The sequence below is a fragment of the Candidatus Devosia phytovorans genome (assembly GCA_029202405.1).
GTDB lineage: Bacteria > Pseudomonadota > Alphaproteobacteria > Rhizobiales > Devosiaceae > Devosia > Devosia phytovorans.
In genome coordinates this window covers 2,759,585-2,783,912 of record CP119312.1, presented here as the reverse complement: position 1 = coordinate 2,783,912, position 24,328 = coordinate 2,759,585, and the positions used below count along the sequence as shown (strand labels likewise).

The following is a 24,328-nucleotide window of genomic DNA, read 5'->3' as shown; positions in this document are numbered from 1 at the left end:
TATGGAAAATAAAACGGAAATTAAAACGGAGCGAACGCTGAAAGATAGTCAACTATATGTTGACCGTTATTGCGCGATCGGCTTCGCTCTTCATTGGCTCCACACCAAGAGCAAACGCCCGATCGGAAACGATTGGAGCGAGAAGCCTGTATTATCGGCCGAACGTTTGAAGGCCACCTATCGCGAGGGCAATAACCTCGGCGTTCGCACTGGCGAATGGTCGGTGATAAACGGCGCGTTCTTGCACATCGTCGACGTGGACATCCGGCGCGACGAGCTCAAGGGTGAGGCGTTCGCCAAGCTGGCCGAGGTCTTCCCCGAACTAGACGTGGCGACGGCGCCGCAGGTCATCTCAGGCTCTGGCGGCGAGAGCCGTCACTTCTACGTCTTGTCCGACAAGGCATTCTCGTCTCACAAGTTCGCGCACAGTGAAGGTTTCCAGATGGTCTGGGACGATGTGCGCCAGCGCGACGTGAAAAAGTGGGACTGGGAACTACATCTGCTGGGCACCGGCTCGCAAGCGGTGATTCCACCCTCGATTCATCCCGATACCGGCCTGCCGTATCGCTGGGAGCGCGAATTCGACTTCGAAAAGACCACGGTCTTCCCCGCGGCGGTGTTGCAGCGCGTCACAGGCTATGAGGAGCCGGTCGAGGTCGATCCTGCGCGCCTGAAGCCCATGGGGCTCGACATTGAGACCGTGCATGACGTTCTCGCCGATCTTCCGCTCGAGGATTGGTTCGAGGACCGGGCAGGGTGGGTCAATGTCGGCATGGCCATCCACCACGAGCTCGGCGGCGGGCTAGAGGCCTTTAATCTGTGGTGCGAATATTCCCGCCGCAGCAGCAAATTTAACCTGGAAGACAGCGAGCGCGTCTGGCGCTCCTTCAAGAACAAGTCGAATCGCCCGTTCCGCATGGCCTCGTTGGTCGCCGTTGCGCGCGATGAACGGTTGCAGCGCAATCTGGACGACCTCGATGACGAATTCGACGATCTCGGACCCATCGGCGGCAAGGTAGAGGACCAGTTCGAGGACTTGCTCGGCAACGGCCCGGCCAAGCCAACCAAGGAATCACGGTCTCAGGCGAAGCTGAAAAAAGAGCAGCTTGAGACCGCCCTCGGCAAGGAAGCGCCAGGCTGGGTCCGGCGGCTCAACAAAAAGCATGCCGTGGCGCGCGTGTCGGGCAAGACGGTGATCATGGACTTCACCTACGACGATCGGGTCGCCTATGGCACCGCTACGGATCTTCACACATTCTACGAGAACGACCGCCGGCCGAGAGACGAGGGCGTGATGGTGCCTGTGTCCAAGGTGTGGCTGCAGCACGCCCAGCGCCGCACCTACCCCAATGGTATCGTCTTCCTGCCCAATCAGGACGTCGATGGGGCCTACAACCATTGGCAAGGCTTTTCGGTCGAGCCGGACGGCACCAAGTCCTGCAAGCTGTTCCTGAAGCACCTCAAGGAGGTCTTCTGTTCAAACAACGAGGGCCACTATCGGTACATGCTGGGATGGCTGGCTCACATGATCCAAAAGCCGGAAGACAAGCCAGGCGTGGCGGTGGTCGCCAAGGGCAAGAAGCGCATCGGCAAGGACACCGTCTTTGAATATGTTGGAGAGCTGTTTCGCCAGCACTACATCACCATTGCCAACAAGGACCAGCTAGTTGGCAAGTTCAACCAGCACCAGGAGAAATGCCTGCTGCTGCACGTCCAGGAAGGCTTCTGGGCAGGCGACAAGCGTGATGAGGGTCCACTCAAGTACCTGATCACCTCGCGCGAGGTCATGATCGAACCCAAGGGCGTAAATGCGTTCTCGGTGAAGTCCGTCCTGCGCCTGTTCATCTCCTCCAACGAGCGCTGGGTCGTGCCGGCCACCGAAGACGAGGGTCGCTTCTTTGTCCTCAACGTCTCTGACCAGCATCGGAACGATCACCCTTATTTCGAGGCTCTGCGCGCGGAAATGGCCAACGGCGGCCCGGCGGCGCTGCTCGACTACCTGATGAATTATGACATCAGCAATTTCCAGGTCCGCGCCGTGCCCGATACCGAGGCACTGGCCGAGCAGAAGCTGGAAGGCCTGAAGAACGTCGAGCGGTGGTGGTTCGAAACGTTGCAGAGCGGTTCGATTGATGGCGTTGGAAACAGATGGGAGTCTGGTGTAACCCGCATCCCAAAACAAGATTTCAGGGACAGCTATGCGGGTTGGATGCGGGGCAGACGCTACGAGGGCGACAATTTAGGGGAGGTTGAATTCACAAAGAGGCTGAAGGTGCTGCTGCCAGCTTTGCAAACCATGAGGTCCCGCGCCCTTGGGGAACACCGGCCGTATCTATTCGTGATTCCAGATCTGCGAGCTTGCCGAGCATCCTTTGACGAGACGTTCGGGTTGAAGGTGGGATGGGGTGAGGATCTAGATAAGATTGAAGACGAGGCGGAAGACGACCTCGCCGTAGCTTGATATGCGAAGATTGGAAAAGGTGAGGGGTGGCCAGCGCTGCCTCTTATTCGTTTTGAGTTGCAGACATTTGAACAGCCTGAACCAGTGTCCCAACTTGCACCTAGGACATCAGCGTATTCGTCCTGAGTCCTTTTAATAGTCGCAATGTGAAATAATTCAGAAAATTCAATTGTTTGCCTGAAGTGGCCCAAATGTCCCAACTGTCCCGGGTAGGTTCCGCAACTCGCTGTAACTGGGGCTGCGGCCGTAAGACCACAAGTTGACTGTAGATATAGCGAGGTCGTGGACGTGTATGGATCACTGCACTTAGGACACATAGGACACACAGGACAGTTGAGATAAAATACTGAAAATATTGGATATTTCTGTCCCGAGTCGATGGGTTTTTGTCCTTGGTGTCCCAAGTGGAAATACGCTGATCGACCAGCGAGGCCTCGCGTTGGTCAGGCAGGGGTAGGTTCCACGGGAAATCTGCCTAAAAAATTTTCATCACCCGGGGCTCAGCGCCCCTCGCGTCCGTTGTGCGGTGCTAGAGGGACCCAAAGCCATCCCGTCCTCGCTTCGAGACGTGAACCGCACAACAGACAAACCTTAGCCCAGTTCCAAACGCCTTAGATCGTCGAGCTAATTCCTTAGCGACCTGTCCGATGGCTTCATCGAGCAAGCCGGTTTTTGTCGGTTGCCGGCATGCATGCCTTGGACTGCCTGGACTTGGCTACGATCTAGTGACTGTGAGGTCTGTCGTTCGGAAGATCGCTTTTCGCATGCATCGCTTCCCTCAAACCCATGCCGACACAGCAACGTAGGATACGAGCCAAAGTTTGCTCTAGAGCCAGACGGGCTTTGGTCGAAGGCACAAGAGAGGGAAGATATTGCTGCAACTGGACCATATCTCCAGATCAACAAATCGGACGATTGAGGAGGAACGCCGGCTATGTGGATGGCACCGCTACACATATCGATAGAATCGATGACAGAGTGAATTGCATATGATGTGTGCGGGGTTCGAGCGCATCGCTTTAGGACATTAACATGCGATAATATCCAAGGCCAACAGGCTGCTTTCGACCCCGTGGCCGCCCAGCAACTGGCGACCCCATCTCGGTCTTTCCGAGATCAAAAACGGCTTCCCGAAAGCGGTCGTTCCCCGCACGCTCGACTACCAGCCTAATCGGGGCCGACCGCAGCCTGTCCGCTTTTGGTGATCGTCGATCGAGAGCAGACATCCTCCGAGCCCGACGGCATCAAGGGCCTGTGGGGCCGACAGCGGACTGGCAGCTCCTAAAGAAATAGGATCGATTGCGGTCAGCTATGTCACGTGGGTCCCAACATCAAAGCTCTTCGCCAATTTTAGCGTGATAACTGAACTATAGATGCCGAGATGAATACAAACTTGAGGCAATTCCACCGTAAAAGTGCGGTCGCAGGTCAGGCAGCCAACGACCCAATCATCACCACATTGCGCCCAGCAGATTTAGCTGCATAAAGGCTTCTGTCCGCCGCTCGAAACAGATCCTCGTATCGTGCTGGCAGCCTATAGACGACGCCGCCTACGCTGACTGACAGATAAGTTTCCCCACCCTCAATGGGTAATGGTGCGCTTGACACTGCATCTCGAATTCGCTCTGCGATCGCACTTGCCTGATCAGTAGTGGCTCCCGGTAGGAAAACCGCAAACTCCTCTCCACCAATGCGTCCAACCAGATCGCTTCCGCGCAGTAGGTCACTAATGGTCTCGGCTATAATTCTAAGAGCTTGGTCGCCACGATCATGCCCAAAACGATCATTGATAGACTTAAAGTGATCGGCATCGACGACAAGGAATGCACCTTGTTCGAGGGTGTGACCTGCCCGATCAAGATATGCGTCAACGAGCATTTTAAATGCACCACGATTGTAGATTTCAGTGAGGCTGTCTTTGGAGGCAAGTTCTGACAGCTCTCGTTGGGTCAAGGCCAGTTGGCGCATCTTGAAAAGAAGGAACCCAAGTAGGGGGCCAGCAAGAAACAGCGGGAGCAAAATGTCCGTCAAAACTGATCGGGTCAGTTCATGGTGAGTCATCCCTGAAAAATTAAAGGAATCGACCAATAGAGCTGTAAGTATGCAAAAGAGCGTTCCGCCAACAGTTCCAAGGACAACGCGCCCTAGCCCCACCGGCGAGAGGTCCAGTTTTTTCAACAACGCCTCCAGAATAATCGAGTAGCCGATGCGGTGTATACGACAACTTACTTGGAAGAGTTCATTCGCAGCGTTCACGAAGGCCGCTGTGGTTAAGTTTCGCTCAACGATAATTTGTCATCGGTCAATCCTTGAAGAAGTCGCTCGAACTCTCTCGAAGGCATAGGGCGTCCAAAAAAATAGCCCTGGACTTCTTCGCAACCAAGATCTTTTAAAACATCGACCTGTTCAGCAGTTTCAGCACCTTCCGCTATAACCTTGAGGTTCAGGCTTCTGGCCATGGCCAGCACCGCCCTGACAATTGCAGCGTCGCCTGTATCCGTGGTTATGTTCTGGACAAATTCACGATCAACCTTGAGGCGCGAAAGCGGATACCGCTTGAGAAGGCTGAGCGAGGCGTAACCAGTGCCGTAGTCATCAAACGCAATGCCCACACCCATCTCGCGGATGCGCCGAAGCGGCTCGATCATTGCGTCCTCAAGCCCAACAACCGTCGTTTCAGTGATTTCAAGCTCAAGTAACTTCGCAGGTAGTGAACTGCCTTTTAGAGCTCGCGCTACGGCGACATCGAGCAATCCGTCGCGCATTTGGCTAGAGAATAGATTGACCCCGACTTGTACTGGGTGGCCGCGCCGCGCCATCCGAGCGGCAAAACCGCAAGCTTGATTTAGAACCCACTCTCCGACCGCACTGGCCAATTCGCTGGTCTCGAGAACTGGAATAAACGTGGCAGGGGAGAGCAAACCCATGTCAGGGTGACGCCATCGAAGTAGCGCCTCAGCGCCAACTATTTTCCCATCGTCCAGCCGAACCTGTGGCTGATAGTACACTTCGAACTCGTCTCGTTCGAACGCTGTCCATAGCCCTTCCTCAATGCGCTGCCGCTCGCTGAGACTGTCCCCCAGTTGGTCCTTGTAGACTTCCGCACGTCGCCCCCCAGCTGCCTTCGCTTTATGAAGAGATAGCAGTCCACCCTTGAGAACTTCTGCAGCGCTTGTGAACTGGCCATGGGAAGGGGATAAAACGATGCCTATACTAGCGCTGACATGAACAGAAACCCCGTTTAACGAGAACGATGGCATCAGCCCCGCAAGAAGCTTTGCACTAAAACCTGTAGCCTTATTTAGATCGTCGCTGCGGGGCCATAGCACACCAAACTCATCAGAGCCTAATCGAGCTACAATGCCAGTCGAGGCGCTTGCAGCAAGTACTCGCTTGCTTACCTCCTGTAGAAGAGCGTCGCCCGCATCGAGCCCAAGTGAACCGTTGACCTGTTTGAAGCGATCAAGCCCAATCTTATAAACCGAAAAAGCGGTCCTGGTTGAAAGTAGTTCCTCTATGCGTTCCGAGAAGTAAGTCCGATTTGGCAAATCAGTGAGGGGATCGAAGTGCGTTAGGTAGCGAAGACGATTCTGTTCGGCCTCACGTTCGCCGATGTCCCGAAGGATTACGCCAAAGCGCCACTGATCTTCGTCTTTCCATGTTGCAAGGGAAAGCTCTGCAGAAAACGACCCTCCGCCGCCCTTCTGTCCGGCGACCTTGAGGACGGCTCCAACGGATCGTCCAGCGCTCCTCGCCTTTGAAAGTGCTCTTTTGAACCGTGCCCAGTCTGACGGAGTGAGTAGTGAGCTGAAACGCCGTCCAACAGCGGCTTCCCGCGGTATCTCGAAAATTTTCTCAGCAGCGGCATTCCAGAACGTTATTCGATGCTCGGCATCGGCAGCAATGATGGCATCTGGTGTGGTTCCCGCCAAGCTCATTGCGGCTCTGCGAGTGCGATCTAGCCGCTTACGTTCAAAGTGGTCCATTGCGATACGTGCGAGGCCGCTAAGCCAGCGCTTCTGATCAGACGAAAGTCCCTGCCTCGGATCTTTGTCGATAACGCAGACCGAGCCTAATCGATGACCGCTTTCCGTGATTAGGGGCGCTCCAGCATAAAAGCGGATAAACGGTTCGCCGGTCACAAGAGGGTTGTCCCTGAACCTGTCATCCAAGCGGGCGTCTGGCACAACCAGCACCTGATCTGACTGAATTGTATGCGCGCAAAACGAAGCGTCACGCGCTGTTTCGGACTCATCGAGACCGATACGAGCTTTAAAAATCTGACGCTCGTCCTCGACCAGCGAAATCAGAGCCGTCGGTGCGCCAAAAATCGCCGCGGCGAACTGAACAATGTGATCAAATTCCGCCTCAGGACGGTTGTCGATCTGTAATTTCTCGAGCGCCTCTAGGCGGTTCGTTTCATCTTCCACGACTTTTGAAGCAGCAGAGGTCTTAGGCATCCTCCAGTTCCCACAATAGCATAGAGAGATTGTTCGCCTACAGGCGAGCTTCGGAATGGACTCTCGACTATCTACCTAAGGTATTAACAGCAGAGAAATACCCTACGCCTTCGGTTTAGTGAGAAATCAGCAACCGCGTTGGATTGAGATTGGCGAACACCGCCCAGAGGCTAAGCTTCTGTTAGCTTGCTGATTACGTCTGAGAGATTTTCGCGCACCGAAATCACTTTCCCGCCGCCGTCCTGGCGCAGCGCAGTGGTGGTGATAACCGTGTCATTCCCCGCTCTCGTTATTGCAACGACATGGTCTGGATTGATGTAAATGGCGCTACTGCTAAGGGCGTCCGTCAACTGAACTAGTTTCATGATAATATTTTTCTTCAAAAAGGCTCACAGCGGAAGCGCGATTATCCAGACCATCTCATTAACTAGAATGCTCTCGACTTCAACTGGGTGTCGGCCGTCTTCATAAACTCGAAATATCCCGGAAAATACGATCTGCTTGGAAGCCAGCTCCTCCATGCACCTTTCCAGCGTGGCGTCTTTCGGGCTGCGACTAACAGCATCTTGGCCTACCACTGCGAGATATTCTGCGGGTCTTGACCGGTGTTTTAAGAAGTATTCGCCCGCGTTCATACCAGACTCTGCTGGAACAAGTACGGCACAGGGACAGATACCGTCGCCCTACCTTACGGACACCTGTATCGCGTATCCGATGGAGAGCGTCCGCCGCGTGGACAGATGACTAATAAATATAGTTTTAAGGCAGTTTGGTCCCCACAACATAGCTACATCGTTAGCAATGCGTTAGGAGTCATCAGGTGGAAAGCGTTTCCAGAATTCGGCAGGGCGGATGCCTTTGTGGCGCTGTACGTTACGAAGTCGAGGGAGACCCGGAGATATCGGGCTTGTGCCATTGCACAATTTGCCGAAAGCTCACGGGCTCTGTCGTTTCGGTCACCGCGCATTGGCGTGTCGAGAAGTTCAGTATGACGGGCATGCTAGCGACATATGACAAGCGTCAGTTTTGTCCTAGTTGCGGTTCACGACTCTTCTTTATGGGCAGCGACATGGTCGAGGTGTTTTTGGGGTCGCTAGACGATGCGCCAAACGGCATCATGCCTCAGCTCGAAGTTTGGTCCATTCGGCGCGAACAATGGTTGCCCAAAATCGATACCATCCCAGTTCACGACCATGACCCACCGCCTGAGGCGCTTGAGGAAAGGTGACAAGGAAGCTCGGCTTCTCGAATGATATTCCAAGTTACCACCTCCACCGGTCGCGCGGTTGACGCCTGCAACTCTTTCGCCCTCGAAAGTGCCACTATCGCTACATTCGCTGCTCAAGAACGAATTATTCGAACAGTGTCCCTTGCCACCAGCGCGCTTAGCGCTGAGCTTTTGCTGCCGTGCTGCTTTAGGCAGTTGCAACGTGAGTAAGTGCCATGTCCGGCCTTGTGCGAGCAACCACTCACGCGTCTGGACAACTGTCCCGAGCGGTGGCAATCCCGCTCAAACTCAAGGCACTTTGAAAGATTTTAGCGTGGAAACGCCCGCCTTGACCCTCAAGGCGGGCGTTGGGAACAGGAGGCACGTTGCTGTAGTGACGCTACGTCACGGTTAGAAGTGTGCACCTCAAATCTAAACAGTGCCCTACTTTCCGCCAAAGATCAGCGCGTTCGACTTTCAGCAGCTTACCGGTCCAAAACCGTACTGAACCCGATTTGATATGTCCGTGTAGATATCTCACAAACGAATGTAACCGGCTTTCAAAGCGACGAGAACGGCCAGTGGCAGGCTCTTCGTATTGGTCGCGGCGTGTATGCGCTCGAAGTGCCGGTAAACCGTACTCACCGCAAGACCCAGCACCTGAGCAACCTGAGCGGCGTTCATATCTTCCGCAACCAGCTCTATGATGTCGATTTCTCTGGGGGATAGCGCCCTTATAGGCGAGCTGACATCGTTAGTAGAAATTATGCCTTGCCTAACACCCTCAACGATAGCTCCACTAGGCGTTCTCGTGCCGAATATGCTGTGGATGGCTCGTCTGTGCACTTCGGCGGTCCGACGGCTAATGCCCAAAGCCTCGCTAATTTGCTCTGAGGTGAATTCCTGCCGGATCAACTTCAGCACTTCAAATTGCCTTCCAGTGAGATTTCGCTTCATGATACCCACTGCGTCGTATTTCATTCCGAAGGCTAATGCGGTGTTGGTCAGTCACTATAACTGAGGACGAGCGGATGACAGAAGGTATTGGCCCCTACGATTTGGACGAATTGCCAGCATCACTGGCCAGTGCCGCGCTCACAGTCGTGGATTTGGATCCATATCGTGCGGTCATAACGGTAGTCACCACAGATGACCAAAGGTTTGACCTCCTCATCGACCGGGAGGGGGCCAGCCAGATTGTGCATGCTCTCACGGACTTCCTTGCGGCGGACGTCGAAGAAATCCGGTCACGGTCAAACTAGCTCGAAGCGGACTGCGAGATTCCATCAGCGACCGGTGAGCAGTCCGCGTCAAAAAAGCCACCCAACCTGTACCGTGCCCCCCGCCACCATATGATCTCACCCAGCCGAAAACACCGAGCCGCGCGAGAATGGTCAGTGCAGGCGCGTTCGCACGCGTTTCCGCAGCAGCAGCCAATCTGAGACGACAGCGGAAACAACCTCTCCATATTCCGTGACTACTCTGACCACTTCGTCGAGCTCGAGGATTTCGCGCTCGAAGATCTCGATGGCCTGCCCCAGCCCTTCACTCATTCGATTTCTTGCCGGAAGGCCCAGAGTGCTCCGGGGAATGCTAGCCTGAAAAACCCCTCTCGTGCCGTCATAAGGTTGTTCCACGATTGAAAGCAGGACGTAGGTTCAGCCTCAGGCGGCTGCCAGAAGAAGTTTTAATTGCCCGCTTTTGGGATTGCGCAAAGGTTCGCAGAACGTCCGGGATGGGCGCTTCGCTGCCAGTCTCCTCCCCACCCCTCCGCCGCCGGTTTCCTGACTCCGAGAAACGTCAGTCTGGTGTCGACCCCATATCGGCCATTTAACTGATCGCGCAGCCCTCCCAAAAGCGGACAACTGCCGACACGTTGAGATACAGTTCTCCCGCTTCGAACTTGCACGTCCAAGCGGCGAGGTCGCTGTGTCGAGGCTCTTGCAGCACGGGCAGTGTGTCAGGTCGCGCGGTATCGCCGTGCGATCTTTACCAACGTGTCGTCGCTCAAGTTGGCCAGAAATCTTTTCAGGTCAGGTTCAAATGCCATCTGCGCTGCCCTGCGCGGCCTGAACCATCGGCGGGATCGCTGGCCCTTTTCATCCCAATTCTTCATCTCGGTTGTCACGGCGACAGGATAATTGACTGCCTTGGCGGGGAGCGATCTGCCTTCGTCGAAGAGCTTGAGGTATCTGTACGAACCGATGGGCGCTTCAGAAACTTCGCCGTCAATGCCCGCCTCTTCGTTTGCTTCGACAAGTGCAGCTTCGGCAGCCGTTTTGCCCTCCATCGGCCAACCCTTTGGGAGCATCCACTTGGCGTTGGTTCGAGACGTAACGAGAAGCAGGCGTACCTTGCCGTCAGCATCCTGACGCCAGGGTAGCGCAGCTACCTGTCCGCACTCGGATCCATCGGGGTCGCCCAACATCTTCGCCATGAGTAGATGAATGGGTGAGCCGCGGATTCGTAGCAACCACAAATGCAGGTTTGACGCTGGGTGACTCGCCATCAGCATTCGGAAGGGCTACATCAGCCAAGCACATAAAGTGCGGATCTCCAAGGTCAGCGCCCGTGTCGCGTCAGCACGGGCGTCTTGTTGGAAACCTGCATGGTTTACCTAAAGCAGGACGACATGTATCGCATCGGTTTGATTGATATCAGGCGTGGCATAAAGGGATTAGCCGCGCAAAAGTCTTAGCCTTTGGCCAACGCAGAGAGGTTCGGCATGGCAGAAATCAGGCTACGCTTCCGCTGCAACAACAATGGCCCGAGATGATGAAGACACTGCGATCAATAACGATGTTCATGCGCTCCTGCCTATTCCTGTGGCGGCACAGTCCTGCTTCGTTCGCAACTACTCCGACGACCATCTGCAGGCCCATCCCGGGCACCAGGTCGCACAAATCATAGCATTGCATACCCCAGGCGACGTCGAGACGAAAGAAGATTACGACATCAGGATAAGGTTCCGCGACGACAAGCGGGAATTCGCTGCCACGACATATTGCGAAGACATCGACGGCACGACCACCTGCATGATCGAGTGTGACGGCGGAGTGGTTCTTCCGTCCATCGATCAATACGGTCAGCTACGATTAAGTACCGAGTATCTGCGCGCGAAATACGCCGGGGTGGCGAGACACGCCGCCGGCTGCGCAGAACCAGTCACCCGCTCGATTGCCGATGTCTCACCGTCCGGGGAGGCCGTACCGACATTGTTCCTCATGCATCCGGATAAACTCCATTTCTGCGACTGGTCGAGGAGATAGGATATTTCGACCAGGTCTCAGTACCATCGGCTACCGGGCATGGAACCCAGCTACACCATGGCGGCGAGCAGGCTGCTGGTAGCGGAGCGTGATTACCAGTTCAGCATATATGCAGTGGACGTGATCGTTTCTACCGGGCAGACCGGACGTCACGTGCTTGCGGTACCCGTCGCAATCAGTGCGGTTTCTTTCACAGTGGGCGTCCTGCTGACCGAAGAAGACTCCTGCAAGGTGGACGCTGGTGATATCGAGGATCTTGCCTCTCTCGCCAACGCCGTCCAGGGAGGCTTCCGGCGGTTTCGCACGTTTCCTGCAAATGAGCTGGGGCGCTTCGTCTTATAGCGAACCATTCTGAACATCTTTACGGGACGGTTTCGACCCCCATTCAGACGTGGGGTGGGTCCAACTTATTCTCCAAAGGCGGACGTTGGTTAGAGGTTGGCACGATGTTCATTTTGTCGGACAGCCTTTGACAATTAATAGCTGTCGCTCAGATCACGCCGAAACGCATGGCCTCCGCCACAGAGTGTATGCGGTTTTTCGTTCCAAACTTGTGCGCAATGTTCTCGGCGTGCTGGTTCACCGTGCGCTCAGACATACCCAAAGACTGGGCGATCTCAGGTGAGGTCAGACCCCTCGCCATCAAGTTTATCACTTCACTTTCTCTTTGAGTGAGCACCGGTTTCGAACCGGAATCGCGAGATTTTTGCATCGCCGAGAAGAGCATGTGTGCAACCAGGTGCAGATCCATCATCGTCTCGCTGGCAGGAACGGCCTCACCACAAAATTTGACCGCACCTATGATCTCGCCATTGGCCATCATGGGCACCATGACACCGCAAACCGTGTCCGTTTGCACCGCCGCCGCAATGTAGGTTTTGTCGTCGCCCAGATCGTGCACGGTGAATGCAGCTACCTGACCTCGAAGAGCCAGACGCGAGATTACCGAGGCGGATTTCTTGAGCACAAATGCTGGAACTGGCGCGCGCAATATCTCTCGACGTTTGGGATCGGAATCTATGTAGTCTATGAGAGAAGTGTTTCCAGGTGCGAACTGGAAGCCGATTATCGATCGAAACCCGTGTGCCATTGCGAGGTCCACGGAAATTCTCTCGACGTCCCAGCGACTTCTTGACCTAGTGGAATTGCTGATAAAGTTTGTGACGACATCCAGCATCTGGCTCAAGCCTGTTTAGAATCGTCAAGCGACACGCCGAGCGAGCAATCGTCTCGAGTTGAGCGCTCTGCCGCAGTACAGATGATACGTGAGTAATCATCGAATCGATATCCGGACATGTTTTTATGCTTGTCCCGCAGTACTATAAAGTCAACTCACCCCGTCGTGTGATTATTATTAGGAGGCATTGAGATGGGGAGCGCTGACGGCAAATCTTGGAAGATTTTTAGTAGTTGATCTGTTCGATGATGGGTTCCGCCTTCACTCCGTCCCTCTTGTGCACGGACGAATTGATTTTGCGCGGAAAGTGCTGTGTCGAAGACGAAAACGATCTGATCCCGTGACGTTATGACGGGGCTTTGATAAGCCGGACGAGTGTGGGCGATCGTTAATCGAGAGGAAGCACAATCTCTGCGGTAGCCCCTACTCCGGTGCTCATAGTCAATTTCGCCCCCAAGCTGTCCGCGAACCGCCGTGCCACGAAGCAAGCCTAAACTCTTGGTCTGATTTAGGTCAAAGCCTCTTGGCAGGCCCACCCCATCATCAGAAATGGTGATTACTGCTCGAAGGTCGCCATCCAGGCGCATCAATACTTTGATCGCGCCAGACGCTTTTCCAACGAACGCGTGTTCGATGCTGTTGGAGACTATCTCCGCGATTATAAGGGCGAGTGGTGTCGCTTTTTCTGACGCAAGAAGGAGTTGGTCTGCGTCTACATCGATAGCGACGTTGGTGACCCCGGACGCATCCAACAGGTCCTCGCATATCTCGCGGACGAATTCGCCGAATGCCAATAGCTGACCATTCGGATCGTGCAGCCGCCGTTGGATTTTAGCGATCAGGGCAAGGCGGTTTGCGGCCTCATCGAGCGCGCGTAGAGCATCGGCATCCGTAACAGTTTTGCGTTGAAGCCGAAGCAAGGACGCTACGACCGTCAGATTGTTCGATACGCGGTGTTGCAGTTCCTGAAACATCAGGTCACGGGAGGCAGCTAAAGATGCCGATTTCAGCTTTTCACGATCAAGCTCGTCAACCCACCTAAACATGAGGTGGATCACGAGCAAATCCACGGTGATGACCGTGGCGAAGAAGGCGAGTGCCAAGCCAGTCGGAGGGTTGAGCTCGAAAGTGTCGAAAGGGGGGATGAAATAGTACCAGGATGCCAGAAATGAGCATGCTGCCACAAACACGCCGGGTATTAGCCCACCCACGAAGGCAGTCAGGATAACTGCCGGAAAGAAGGTTAAAAATGGGTACCCGGGTGGCAGGCTGTCATGGAGCCACATTCGAAGGAACAATGCGACAGCGAAGCACACCGCCGCAGCGGCCCATCGCCAAGGTGTCGCATGCAAATTGAGGAGGCGCCTGCTCGCGCGCTCGATGCCTATCGCCAAGTTGGGTAACCCTGATCATCCCTCCCAATCCATAAGAGAGGCGACATCACCTCTATAGTTGCTCACCTTGCGTCTCAACAAGCTGCTTTCTGCGATTGTGAATGTGCTTGCCCGGTTCGGAGGGAGCGTCGCCAACCAGACGACTCTTGGAGGATCTGTCGGCGACCTCCGGCTAACAAATGATTTTGGGAAGCCCACTCCCGGATTCAGCTGGGATGAACTAATTATCTTTGGAATGGTCGGCGTGCTACGTCGACTGCAAGTCTGCCAAAACGGAATTTGGAATGAGTTCGGACCCTAGAATTTCGACCGGAAACGACGGTCTCGACATTGTGCTAAACGGCGGGCTGACACCATCGCGTCTTTACCTGCTTGAAGGTGCGCCAGGTTCTGGCAAGACCACCCTGAGCCTTCAATTCCTAATGGAGGGCGTCGCCAAAGGCGAACCATGCCTCTACATCACTCTCTCTGAGACCAGAGAAGAACTGAGCGCAGTCGTTGCCTCCCACGGCTGGACGTTGAACGGCATCGACATATTCGAGCTGTCGGAAGCCGAAGACGTGCTGGGGGATGGTCGCGGTCAGACGATCATTCACCCATGGGAAATCGAGCTTAGTGCCACCGTAGATTTGATCATCAAGATGGTCGAAAAGGTAAAGCCTAAACGGCTGGTGTTCGACAGCCTCTCGGAATTGCGCCTACTTTCACAAGATCCTCTGCGGTACCGTCGTCAGGTTCTATCTCTAAAGCAGTATTTTGCTGGTCAGAACATCACGGTACTTCTGGTCGATGATTTGACTGGCGAACATGGCCAACTTGACGCTCATCTACATTCGATCGCTCACGGCGTTATTACCTTGGAGCGAAAAACCTTAGAGTTCGGTCCCGCGCGCCGTGTCATCCAGGTTCAGAAGATGCGCGGCGTGCAGTTTTCGGCTGGATACCACGACGTGCAAATAGAGCGGGGTGGCCTAAAGGTCTATCCGCGATTGATCGCATCAGACCATCACACCCCGTTTGTTGGCGACCCCATCTCAAGTGGCATCGCCGAGCTCGACGCTTCGCTGAGTGGTGGACCGCTGCGTGGCACGTGCTCGATCTTGACCGGTCCCCCTGGAGCGGGGAAAAGCTCGGTCGCACTCTCTTACGCCCTGGCTGCGTGCGAGAGGGGCGAGAACGCGACGGTGTATGAGTTCGACGAGCGCATCGGAACAATGCTGGCCCGGTCTAAATCGCTTGGTCAGGACCCTGATGGCCCACTCCAACAGGGCTGCCTTAAGATCGTCCAAATGGACCCGGCGGAGACCACGCCCGGCCAATTTGCATGGCTCGTTCGCAAGGAAGTCGAAGAGCGGCAAGTAAAAGTTTTGGTGATAGACAGCCTCAATGGCTATCTGGCAGCGATGCCAGAGGAGAAGCAGTTGCTGCTGCAACTCCATGAGCTTTTGTCCTATCTGAACCAACAGGGCGTCATGACGTTGTTGGTGAACCCTCAGACAGGTCTTGTCGGCACGATGAATACCGGACAGCTCAACATTTCCTATATCGCGGACGTGGTCTTCCTATTCCGCTATTTCGAGGCACAAGGCCGGCTTCACAAGGCGATATCAATCATGAAAAACCGCAGTGGCGCCCATGAGGATGCCATTCGGGAGCTCAAGTTCGATAGCCATGGTATTCGCATCGGCGACCCGTTGGTTGCTTTCCGAGGCGTGCTGACAGGGACACCGGAATATGTCGGTGAACGCGGCCCGCTGATGGAAAGCCGCGCCGATGACATGGAGTGACAAGCGGGTCATCGTTTACGCTCCATTCGCAAAAGACTCAAAGAGCCTAGTTGACCTTTTGGCGACGAAAGGGCTCAACGCACTGTCCGTTACTTCGCTGTCCGACGTGGTCAAGGCTCTAGGAGACGACCTAGGCGCTGTCTTGATGAGCGAAGAAGCTCTCTTCCAAGATGACTGGAGCGATCTTGTGGAGGCGGTAAACGCCCAGCCAACCTGGTCGTCCTACCCCTTTATCCTGCTCATAGGGCAGAAAAGATCAAGCGGCCAGACGGAGGCCGTCTATAAGCTTTTCCCGCTCGAAGTCGCAAACGTGATGGTGCTTGAACGTCCCATGAGCTCCACTGCGCTGTTCAGCGCGGTGCAATGGGCGCTCGCCGGACGCCGGCGTCAGTTCGTCACGAAAAATCATTTGGACGAGCTTGAGCGAAATGCCCGTCTACAGCGGGTTATGACGAGGGAGCTGGCGCACCGGGTCAAGAACACCATCGCCATGCTGCAATCCATCGTCACGCAAACGCTACGGCCAGTCTCAAGTCTGGAGGACCTGCAAACCCGCATCGTCGAGCGTTTCTCGGCACTGGCCCGAACGCACGATCTCTTGCTCAACACCGACTTTCAAGAAGCAGATTTTCGCGATCTTGTCCTCAAGACATTGAACGTTCATGGCCAGAACTTCGAAGTTTCCGGCCCTGCAGTCCGCTTCTCTCCTCAGGCGGCACTATCCTTCACGCTTGTCATTCATGAGCTCGCGACCAACTCCATTAAATACGGCGCTCTGTCACAGGATGGGTTGGGCGGGAAGGTAGACGTGTCCTGGAAACTTCAAGACGCTGGCGGCGTCGAGCAATTTTCCTTCTATTGGAAAGAGTCCGGCGGACCTGAAGTCAGGGAGCCTACGGCGAAAGGTTTCGGGTCTCGTCTGGTTCGAGCAACCTTGGGCGGGCTGGGCACGATTGAGCAAATCTATCCCCAAGAAGGCTTTAGGCTGACTTTCTCCGGTCCTCTGCAAGGGCTTACCCATTCTGTGGTACCAGATATGAGCTCTTGAAATCCGGCCTATAATTTCGTGGTCACCCTGCAATTAGACGATGGTTGTCACTCTTCCGTCACCGTGCGCTAAAGTGCTGACACGAAATAATAAGCCGAGCGCAACCAAACAGCCTCCCCGTCCGTAGTTGTAGCCGTAGCCGGTGGAATCCGGCCGTTATGGGAAGGAACAGACATGAAACTCTCTTTACGCGCTCTCTCGCTTGCCACCATGCTCTCGGTGTCGGCTATTTCAGGCGCTTCTGTTTACGCACAGGACAACCCGGAAGTAGGCGGCGCTGCCATGTTCGCCGACAAGAACATTGTCGAGAACGCCGTGAATTCGGCTGATCACACTACGCTCGTTGCTGCCGTTCAGGCTGCAGGTCTCGTCGAGACCCTTTCCGGCCCCGGCCCGTTCACCGTCCTTGCGCCCGTGAACGCAGCTTTTGACGCCCTGCCGGCCGGCACCGTTGAAAATCTGCTTAAGCCCGAAAACAAGGACATGCTGACCAAAATCCTGACATGCCATGTCATCCCGGCCAAGGCGCTCTCGACCGACATCGTGTCGATGGTCGAAGCTGACGGCGGCGAACATGTGGTCGACACGGTTGGCGGTTGCAAGCTCACGCTTAAGGCCGCTGATGGCAAGGTTACCGTCACCGACGAAAATGGCACCGTCGCCAACGTCACCATCGCGGACGTTATCCAGTCCAACGGCGTCATCCACGTCATCGACGCAGTACTTACGCCCAAGATGTAGTCGACTGCCAATCCAGCGATGCTTGATGTTCACCCCGCTGTCAAAGGCGGGGTGTTTCATTTCATAGCTTCGACAATGCCGAATTCCGGAGCTGAAGCCGATGGTCGAACGTGTTTTGCGCATTGTCATGCCAGATCACCTGTCAACTCGATTGGCTGTGTTGACCGACGCCGATCGCGAGAACGATGTGGTCTTGATGATTGAGGTTCTCTCCGAGGTCACCAACGTCAATCACCACGTCAAGAAGATCGCCTTCCTTTTTTCGACCATGCGCCATTTCGCGGAGGCTTTGCGCTCCGCGGGGTTCACCGTCCGGTATGTGCGGCTCGATGACCAGGACAATACTCAGACGCTGGATTCTGAGATCCTGCGGGCAACCGGTGACCTGTCGCCCGATCGTGTGGTCGTAACCGAACCGGCGAATGGCGGCAGAAGGAGCTGATAGAGTCGCTTCAACTGGCCATTCCTGTGCCGCTTGAAATCCTGCCCGATACTCGGTTCCTCTGTACGACCGGCCAATTCGGTGAATGGGCAGACGGCAGGCGTGAGCTTCGCATGGAATATTTTTATCGAGAGATGCGGCGCCGATACGCGATCTTGCTGGAAGCCGATGGTACACCCACAGGCGGACGATGGAACTTCGACAAGGAAAATCGTAAGCCTCCCGTCAAAGGGCTGAGCTCTCCTGCCCGGCTAAGCTTTCGCATGGACGCCATCACGCTGAGTGTGCTGGATATGGTGCGTAACCGCCTTCCACAGCAATTTGGCCAACTCGAGCCATTCCACTTTTCCGTCACCCGGCGGCAGGCGCTCCGCGAGTTGGCTCATTTCATTGAACACGTCCTGCCTGGCTTCGGCGATCATCAGGATGCAATGTTGTTGGGGCAGCCTTACCTTCAGCATTCCCTTCTTTCCACGTACATCAATGCTGGATTGCTTTACCCGCTGGAAGTCTGCCAGCAGGCGGAAGACGCCTATCGATTGGGCCGTGTTCCGATCAACGCCGCCGAGGGCTTCATCCGGCAGATCCTCGGCTGGCGAGAATATGTCCGGGGCATTTACTGGCACTTCATGCCCGGCTACGCCGAACGCAATGCGCTTAGTGCCAACGAGCCATTGCCTTGGTTCTACTGGTCGGGAGAAACAGGGATGGCCTGCATGAAAGAGGTCTTTGCCCAGACCATCGAGCAAGCCTATTCTCATCATATCCAGCGGCTTATGATCAACGGCAATTTCGCACTACTTGCTGGAATACAGCCCAAAGCAGTGCACGAATGGTATCTGGCGGTTTATGCCGACGCCTATGAGTGGGTCGAACTACCCAATACCATCGGTATGGCCCTCCACGCAGATGGCGGTCTGATGGCGTCTAAACCCTATGCGGCAAGCGGCAACTATATTAATCGCATGAGCGATTTCTGCGACGGCTGCCGCTACGATCCGGCGCTAGCGATCGGTGAGGATGCCTGCCCGTTCAACGCGCTCTACTGGGACTTTGTCGCCCGTCACCGTGATCGCTTTTCTCAGAATGCGCGGATGCATTACGTCTATGCAACTTGGGAAAAAATGGGGCCGGACAAACAGACGGCCCTGCGCGATCAAGCCAGTGCCCATTTTATTGCTATGCGGGAGGGGAGCTTGTGATGGCCAAAAGGATCGAAAAGAGCAACCTACCGGTCAAGACTTGCGTGGTCTGCAACCGCCCGTTTGTGTGGCGCAAGAAGTGGTCGGCTGTCTGGGACGAGGTCAAGTATTGCTCCAAAGCCTGCCGAACACGGAAGCAAACTGCAGCTGGAGCGGCGACAAGACTCTGAGTGCTCTGTTTTAATATGTTCAATTTGACCCTAGGCTGGTTGTCATCGCCTGCATGTTTTGCTTGAGACTTGACAGGAACCGACCGACTACGCTCCACGCCTATTAAGGACTGCTGACAACGTAAAGTCAGATCGTCGCCGAACCGGAATTCCGAGCTTTCTTTGCTGCGATCGTAAACCAGCCGTGCGAGGTGGGCGCGAAGGATCTACATCTCGGCGGTCGGACCGTTGTTGCCTGTATCGTCCTGGTCGATCTGAGCGACGATCTTGCCGCCTTCGCCAATCCAGGCGGTCACCTCATCACCGGTTCCTTTCCGCAGTGGCCCTCAACCAGGCCCGTCATATCGAGCACCTCGCGACCGCCGCCGCGAAGGTCGACGTTTTGACCGCCGTTACGAAACTGTGGCGCCCTTTCCACGACCACCACTTCGAAGCCATACCGATCCAGCCACGAAGCTGTGGGGAAGCCTCCGATGCTGGCGGCTGAGATTACTACATGGACGGTCCCTTTGCTTCGTTGAAAAACTGGAACGCTGCACTAAATCGATGGTTCATACCGTTGGGATCTGATGTTCCGCTTTGTCCCAACGAGACGGGAGGTTGGTCAGGGCCGGGCAATGGCTACCCTGTTGAACCGGGGCAAGCCATTCAGCATTCATAGCCTCAAGTTTGCATCAACAGGAGCACGAACAGGATGAAAATTGAGCTTCAGTCATTCATAACGGGCGGCCACGCTATAGTTGTTGGAGCCAGCGGCAGCATCGGGGCGGCGCTAGTACGCGGGCTGGAAAAATCCGCATCGTTCTCTCAGGTCACTGGATTGTCCCGCCGCAATGACGGCTTCGATCTCCTTGATGAGGCGTCCATTGCGGCCACAGCGTCCACAGTCGCATCAATGGCACTGCCGCTGAGGCTGGTGATCGTCGCAACAGGTGTCCTGCACGCTGGCGATTTCCAGCCGGAGAAGACCTGGCGTCAGCTCGATCTCGGAGGGCTGACCCGTGCATTTGCGGTCAATGCCATCGGTCCGGCCCTTGTCGCCAAGCACTTCCTCCCACTGTTACCCCGGCAGGGCAAGGCCGTCTTCGCAGCACTTTCGGCCAAGGTCGGCAGTATCGGCGACAACCATCTCGGCGGTTGGTACAGTTACCGCGCATCGAAAGCAGCCCTCAACCAACTGATACGCACCGCCGCAATCGAGCTAGCTCGAAGTCGCCCAGACGCGATCTGTCTGACCCTGCATCCCGGGACGGTAGCGTCAACCTTGTCAGCCCCGTTCTCGTCGGGCCATAGCGTCGTAGAGCCAGATACCGCAGCGGAACGCCTGTTACGTGTCGTCGATGGAGTGCAGCCGAAGCAAAACGGCTTGTTGATCAATCACTCCGGGCAACCGTTGCCTTGGTAGGCCTACTGCATCCTCACAAACCATCCTCCGATAGGCCCCGGGAGATTACCATGAGGGTCGAGAACGGCCGTGGACTGCCCTGCGCTGCGGTATCTTGGCGCAAAGAGCCGTTAGTCTTAAGCCGGCTCGCTATCAGCCACATCGCTGATCACAACTGCGACCTAAAACCAGACAGCGATAATTCGACAGGCCTAGCTCATCATCTCGCGAGCCGCAGCGGCAATATCGGCGGCCCGATAAGGCTTGCTAAAGAACCTGCTCTCCGCAGGAATGTCCGACAGATGAACCTTGCGATGGCCCGACGTAACGATGATCTTGATCGGCGGCCACCGATTTCGAACGGCGGCGGCAAGCTTGATGCCATCCATACTACCGGGCATGTCGACATCGGTGAAAACGACTTGAATGTCCGCGTAGACCATCAGCATGTCGACTCCCACTTCGTTGAGATCGGTCAGGAGCTGGATTTGCACGATGCCATCTTCGTTGGCCATTCAGTGAGCTGTATGATTGGCGCTCTGGCTTCTATCGATGCTCCAGGCATGTTTTCAAAGCTGGTGATGGTGAGCCCGTCGCCGCGCTACATCGACGACGGAGACTATGAGGGTGGCTTCAGCGCTGCCCAGATCGAGGAACTGTTGGCATCCATGTCCGACAACCACCTTGGTTGGTCCGCGTCTATGGCGCCGGCGATTATGGGCAATCCCGATCGCCCGGAACTTGGCGAGGAGTTGACGAACTCTTTCTGTCGCACCGATCCGGAGATAGCGAAGCATTTCGCTCGCGCCACCTTCACCTCTGACAATCGCGCCGACTTGGCCAAGGTGCGGACCGATACCGTCATCTTGCAGACCCGCGACGATATTATTGCGTCGGAGAAAGTAGGCAAATATGTCAACCGCCACATCGAAGGTAGCCAGATCGTCTATCTGGATGCCAGCGGTCATTGCCCCAACCTCAGCGCACCCAACGCTGTCATAGCAGCAATCGATGAGTTCATCTGACCGATCCGAAGACGACTTCCAGGACCTGTTTGAAAATGCGCCTTGCGGCTACCTATCGCTCGGCAGCGATGGGCGGATAGTGCGCGTCAACACCACGCTTTGCTCATGGCTCGGGCGAACGCCAGACCAGCTGATCGGCAAACGCTTTCGGGAATTTCTGAACGTCGCCGGCAGCATCTTTTACGAGACTCATTTCGCTCCGTTGCTTCAGATACAAGGTGCCTTCGAGGAAGTCGCGCTAGACCTACTGACACTTGACGGCGCGATCGTGCCCGTACTCGCCAGCGCTGCCGAGCGCCGTGTCTTGGGCAAGGTAGTGTCTACCCGCATAACCGTATTCCGCGCCCTTCAACGTCGACGGCATGAACGCGAACTCGGGGAACTGAACTCTGGTCTGCAGACCCAAGTTACCGCCGCGTCTGCGCTTCAACTTGTGTCAAAGAACGAGGCCGAACTTCGAGAACAGTTTATCGCAGTGCTCGGCCACGACCTTCGGAATCCGCTCGCCGGGCTGTCCGGAGGAACGAATATCCTCACTCAGATGCACACCGACGCTAAGTCAGTTCGAGTGCTACGGTTGATGGGCGAAAGCGTGGCTCGTATGGGCGGGCTCATCGACAACCTGCTCGACTTCGCCCGGGGACGGCTTGGAGCCGGCATTGGCCTGGAGTTGACGAAGGGCGCCCGTATCGAGCCTGTGCTTGCCAAAATTGTCAACGAGATCACCGCCGCTCATCCCCAGCGCGAGATCCGGATTGATTTCGATTTGCCAAAACCGGTCGACGTCGATCCAGCGCGCATCGGTCAGATGTTTTCCAATCTTCTCGGCAACGCAATTACGCACGGAGACCCTGAGAAGGCCGTGGTTGTCACGGCCAAGATCGTCTACGGCGCGTTCGAGCTCATGGTCTGCAATGGCGGCGAGCTGATTTCGCCGCCGGCAATGGAGCAACTTTTCCAGCCCTTCTATCGAGGCAAGGTTCGGCCATCGCAGCAGGGTCTGGGCCTAGGTCTGTTTATCGCGAGCGAAATTGCGAAGGCCCATGGCGGCACGTTGAAGGCTACGTCGGACGACGACGAGACGTGTTTCACTTTCCGAATGCCTGTTGGTGCGACAGACCGCATCCTAACGAAATAATGCACCCAGCTGCATCTGAACAAATTTGACCAGTGAGCTCACACAGCTTGTGTTTGATTGAGTCAGCTTTCTGCTGATTATTGACGAAAGCTGCCTGTCTGCAACCCACCCCGTCTAAGCCGTTCGTATGGCCACGAGCTGACGGCAGCTTTTGGGCAATCGATAGTACGGCCTTGACGGCGGGAATGGGGCGCGTTGTCGACCGGCGGGTCCCGACCCCAATTCGGTCCTTGGAGCGGCCTTTGCGGGCTTCAGGAAGCGGACATCGCCATTTCGATTGATATATGACAACTGGGTGGTTGCGAACCGAGAACTCTCGGCAGAGGTGACATCAGTTTCGGATTAGTATGGTAGCCGACGAAAACCCAAAAGCCTCGAGACTTCAATGCGCTAGTTGAGGGTACAAAGCCAATGCCAGATCCCGTACCGCCGATGCCGTTCTTGGGCCAAAGCCGAGCATGTATGGACCATCCAGAACGATAAGCGACTTGTTTATCCCGGCCGGCGTCAGCGCCAGAGCAGGAACGGCAAAGACTTCTTCCGTTGTAGGACCACCCTTGCCATCGCTCAGCATCAGGACGACCTCCGGCTTGTATTCGAGAAGGCTCTCTTCCGAGACGGCCTTGTAGCCATCGTAGACATTGAGCGGATTGATCGCTCCGGCGTAGCCGATGATGGCATCGGCCGAGGTGTTGGCGCCTGCGCCGGTCAGTCGCAGCAGGCCGTGGAAGAAGACGACTTTCTTGCGTTCTGCCTCCGGCACGCTTTCGCCGAGCGCAGAGGCTGCTTCGAAGTCGCCAAGGACTTCCGCTTTGAGCGACACGGCCTGATCTTCTGCGCCGAGGACGGCGGCGATGATGTCGATTTTGCGGGCTATGCCTTCGGGTGAATTGTCCTCGGGTACATAGACCATCGGGGTTGAGAGGCCTTCGAGCACGTCGATGGCTTCGGGCGGGCCAATGTCTTCCGACGCAAGGATGAGATCAGGGGAGAGGCCGATCAGGGCCTCGGGCGAGAGGGTACGGCGATATCCGACATCGGGCTTGTCGCCGGCTTCTTCGGGATAGCGGCTCGACCGATCGCGGGCGATCACGCGATCACCGCCGCCTAGGGCGTAAACGATCTCCGTCACATCGGGCCCGAGGCTCAGGATGCGCTCGGCGCCGTTGCTGACTATCGGGTGGCCTTTGGCATCCAAAGTTTCCGCCTGCACCGGCAGGACCAAGGTCGTGAGCAGCAGCAAGCAAGCGCACAGAGCACGGCTCATCAGACGTTTCGGGGCGGAAATCATTCGGATTTTCCTTTGACGGACAGGACTTGGTAAAATCCGTGTCAGGACTAAGGCATAATCTTGACTCGCGCAATCATGTTTACATAAGGAGGGTTGTCGGCCCAACGAAAGTGATTTGGTGCCGTCCCGCCA

At 55.7% G+C, this 24,328-nt stretch carries 21 protein-coding genes and 2 pseudogenes; 12 read left to right on the top strand and 11 right to left on the bottom strand.

All coding sequences use genetic code 11. From position 1 onward, the window contains the following. Position 1 precedes the first annotated feature (1 nt). The gene (locus tag P0Y65_13760; protein ID WEK03258.1) at positions 2-2,461 is read left to right on the top strand and encodes a DUF5906 domain-containing protein; all 2,460 of its coding nucleotides are present in this window, start codon (positions 2-4) and stop codon (positions 2,459-2,461) included. Positions 2,462-3,889: 1,428 nt separating this feature from the next. On the opposite strand, the gene P0Y65_13755 is transcribed toward P0Y65_13760, so the two are convergent. From P0Y65_13755 to P0Y65_13740, 4 genes are all read right to left on the bottom strand, one after another. Beyond that, positions 3,890-4,639, bottom strand: coding sequence for a GGDEF domain-containing protein (locus P0Y65_13755; protein WEK03257.1), 750 nt, complete (start codon positions 4,637-4,639; stop codon positions 3,890-3,892). A gap of 92 nt (positions 4,640-4,731) precedes the next feature. Next, a complete protein-coding gene (locus P0Y65_13750) occupies positions 4,732-6,921 on the bottom strand; it encodes an EAL domain-containing protein (protein ID WEK03256.1) in 2,190 nt (729 codons plus the stop codon). 170 nt (positions 6,922-7,091) lie between these two features. Then, positions 7,092-7,286 carry a hypothetical protein gene (locus tag P0Y65_13745; GenBank protein WEK03255.1) on the bottom strand — a complete coding sequence of 65 codons (195 nt, stop codon included), beginning with the start codon at positions 7,284-7,286 and terminating at the stop codon, positions 7,092-7,094. 24 nt (positions 7,287-7,310) lie between these two features. Further along, the gene (locus P0Y65_13740) at positions 7,311-7,556 is read right to left on the bottom strand and encodes a hypothetical protein (GenBank protein WEK03254.1); all 246 of its coding nucleotides are present in this window, start codon (positions 7,554-7,556) and stop codon (positions 7,311-7,313) included. A gap of 185 nt (positions 7,557-7,741) precedes the next feature. Here P0Y65_13740 and P0Y65_13735 point away from each other — a divergent pair, with 185 nt between their 5' ends. Then, on the top strand, positions 7,742-8,149 hold the full coding sequence (locus tag P0Y65_13735; protein ID WEK03253.1) for a GFA family protein: 408 nt from the start codon (positions 7,742-7,744) through the stop codon (positions 8,147-8,149). A 516-nt stretch (positions 8,150-8,665) separates the two neighbouring features. Here the strand turns inward: P0Y65_13735 and P0Y65_13730 are convergent. The 3 genes from P0Y65_13730 to P0Y65_13720 form a co-directional block, all read right to left on the bottom strand. Beyond that, positions 8,666-9,085 (bottom strand): LuxR C-terminal-related transcriptional regulator, encoded by a 420-nt coding sequence (locus P0Y65_13730; protein WEK03252.1) that lies wholly within the window; start codon positions 9,083-9,085, stop codon positions 8,666-8,668. A 437-nt stretch (positions 9,086-9,522) separates the two neighbouring features. Beyond that, positions 9,523-9,681: a hypothetical protein gene (locus P0Y65_13725; GenBank protein WEK03251.1), complete on the bottom strand. Its 159-nt coding sequence runs from the start codon at positions 9,679-9,681 to the stop codon at positions 9,523-9,525. Between the two features lie 407 nt (positions 9,682-10,088). Then, on the bottom strand, positions 10,089-10,556 hold the full coding sequence (locus P0Y65_13720) for an NUDIX hydrolase (GenBank protein ID WEK06804.1): 468 nt from the start codon (positions 10,554-10,556) through the stop codon (positions 10,089-10,091). Positions 10,557-10,890: 334 nt separating this feature from the next. Here P0Y65_13720 and P0Y65_13715 point away from each other — a divergent pair, with 334 nt between their 5' ends. Both P0Y65_13715 and P0Y65_13710 read left to right on the top strand, forming a co-directional pair. Further along, entirely contained in the window at positions 10,891-11,397 is a 507-nt protein-coding gene (locus P0Y65_13715) for a hypothetical protein (protein ID WEK03250.1), read from the top strand. A 39-nt stretch (positions 11,398-11,436) separates the two neighbouring features. Next, entirely contained in the window at positions 11,437-11,739 is a 303-nt protein-coding gene (locus P0Y65_13710; GenBank protein ID WEK03249.1) for a hypothetical protein, read from the top strand. Between the two features lie 148 nt (positions 11,740-11,887). Here P0Y65_13710 and P0Y65_13705 read toward each other — a convergent pair whose 3' ends face one another. Together P0Y65_13705 and P0Y65_13700 are read right to left on the bottom strand one after the other, a co-directional pair. Continuing rightward, positions 11,888-12,574, bottom strand: a complete 687-nt coding sequence (locus P0Y65_13705) for a LuxR C-terminal-related transcriptional regulator (protein ID WEK06803.1) — start codon at positions 12,572-12,574, stop codon at positions 11,888-11,890. Positions 12,575-12,729: 155 nt separating this feature from the next. Next, positions 12,730-13,926, bottom strand: coding sequence for a histidine kinase dimerization/phosphoacceptor domain -containing protein (locus tag P0Y65_13700; GenBank protein ID WEK06802.1), 1,197 nt, complete (start codon positions 13,924-13,926; stop codon positions 12,730-12,732). Positions 13,927-14,252: 326 nt separating this feature from the next. Between P0Y65_13700 and P0Y65_13695 the strand changes: the two genes are divergently transcribed. The 6 genes and pseudogenes from P0Y65_13695 to P0Y65_13670 all read left to right on the top strand — a co-directional run bounded on the left by P0Y65_13695 (position 14,253) and on the right by P0Y65_13670 (position 20,763). Further along, positions 14,253-15,755, top strand: coding sequence for an ATPase domain-containing protein (locus P0Y65_13695; protein ID WEK03248.1), 1,503 nt, complete (start codon positions 14,253-14,255; stop codon positions 15,753-15,755). Further along, on the top strand, positions 15,742-16,803 hold the full coding sequence (locus tag P0Y65_13690; protein WEK03247.1) for a sensor histidine kinase: 1,062 nt from the start codon (positions 15,742-15,744) through the stop codon (positions 16,801-16,803). The genes P0Y65_13695 and P0Y65_13690 overlap by 14 nt, the downstream gene beginning before the upstream one ends. A 210-nt stretch (positions 16,804-17,013) precedes the next feature. Beyond that, positions 17,014-17,544, top strand: coding sequence for a fasciclin domain-containing protein (locus P0Y65_13685; protein ID WEK06801.1), 531 nt, complete (start codon positions 17,014-17,016; stop codon positions 17,542-17,544). A 100-nt stretch (positions 17,545-17,644) separates the two neighbouring features. Continuing rightward, positions 17,645-19,188: pseudogene (locus P0Y65_13680) on the top strand (cryptochrome/photolyase family protein). Then, complete coding sequence (locus P0Y65_13675) at positions 19,188-19,358, top strand: DUF2256 domain-containing protein (protein WEK03246.1); 171 nt, start codon at positions 19,188-19,190, stop codon at positions 19,356-19,358. The pseudogene P0Y65_13680 and the gene P0Y65_13675 overlap by 1 nt, the downstream one beginning before the upstream one ends. Before the next feature lie 694 nt (positions 19,359-20,052). Then, positions 20,053-20,763: an SDR family NAD(P)-dependent oxidoreductase gene (locus P0Y65_13670; protein WEK03245.1), complete on the top strand. Its 711-nt coding sequence runs from the start codon at positions 20,053-20,055 to the stop codon at positions 20,761-20,763. Positions 20,764-20,954: 191 nt separating this feature from the next. Here P0Y65_13670 and P0Y65_13665 read toward each other — a convergent pair whose 3' ends face one another. Next, complete coding sequence (locus P0Y65_13665) at positions 20,955-21,131, bottom strand: hypothetical protein (GenBank protein WEK06800.1); 177 nt, start codon at positions 21,129-21,131, stop codon at positions 20,955-20,957. A gap of 75 nt (positions 21,132-21,206) precedes the next feature. Here P0Y65_13665 and P0Y65_13660 point away from each other — a divergent pair. Both P0Y65_13660 and P0Y65_13655 read left to right on the top strand, forming a co-directional pair. Then, positions 21,207-21,767, top strand: a pseudogene (locus P0Y65_13660) (alpha/beta hydrolase). Further along, a complete protein-coding gene (locus P0Y65_13655; protein ID WEK03244.1) occupies positions 21,754-22,905 on the top strand; it encodes a PAS domain-containing sensor histidine kinase in 1,152 nt (383 codons plus the stop codon). The pseudogene P0Y65_13660 and the gene P0Y65_13655 overlap by 14 nt, the downstream one beginning before the upstream one ends. Positions 22,906-23,287: 382 nt before the next feature. Here the strand turns inward: P0Y65_13655 and P0Y65_13650 are convergent, their stop codons facing one another. Then, the gene (locus P0Y65_13650; protein ID WEK03243.1) at positions 23,288-24,172 is read right to left on the bottom strand and encodes an ABC transporter substrate-binding protein; all 885 of its coding nucleotides are present in this window, start codon (positions 24,170-24,172) and stop codon (positions 23,288-23,290) included. Positions 24,173-24,328 lie beyond the last annotated feature (156 nt).